We start from the raw sequence: 452 nt of genomic DNA on the forward strand, positions 1-452 counted from the left end.
GATTGGGGTGAAGTCGTAACAAGGTAGCCGTATCGGAAGGTGCGGCTGGATCACCTCCTTTCTAAGGAATATACAGTCCTGTCGGACTGATATAACGTTGACTGTTTTCTGTTTGTTTAGTTTTGAGAGATTAAATTCTCTTAAGATAATGATGGGGGCCTATAGCTCAGCTGGTTAGAGCGCACGCCTGATAAGCGTGAGGTCGATGGTTCAAGTCCATTTAGGCCCACCATACCCTTCATAAATTGGGGCTTTAGCTCAGCTGGGAGAGCGCCTGCTTTGCACGCAGGAGGTCAGCGGTTCGATCCCGCTAAGCTCCACCAATTCGTTCTTTGAAAACTAGATAATCGTAAAAGAAGAAGTAACCAAGTAAAAACCGAGTGATCGCCATTTTAGTTTTTCTCTCTAATTATTAGAGTAAAACCTTTTAGGTTAAGTTAGAAAGGGCGCAC

2 tRNA genes and 1 rRNA gene are annotated in these 452 nt (G+C 44.5%); all 3 read left to right on the forward strand.

Going from position 1 to position 452, the window contains the following annotated elements:
- Positions 1–61: ribosomal RNA gene (locus tag M3234_RS28900) — 16S ribosomal RNA — on the forward strand; the annotation flags it as partial.
- Between the two features lie 94 nt (positions 62–155).
- Positions 156–232, forward strand: a tRNA-Ile gene (locus tag M3234_RS28905).
- A gap of 15 nt (positions 233–247) precedes the next feature.
- A tRNA-Ala gene (locus M3234_RS28910) sits at positions 248–323 on the forward strand.
- Positions 324–452 lie beyond the last annotated feature (129 nt).

Origin of the sequence: Neobacillus niacini (genome assembly GCF_023715785.1) — a bacterium.
Taxonomy (GTDB): Bacteria; Bacillota; Bacilli; order Bacillales; family Cytobacillaceae; genus Neobacillus; species Neobacillus niacini_E.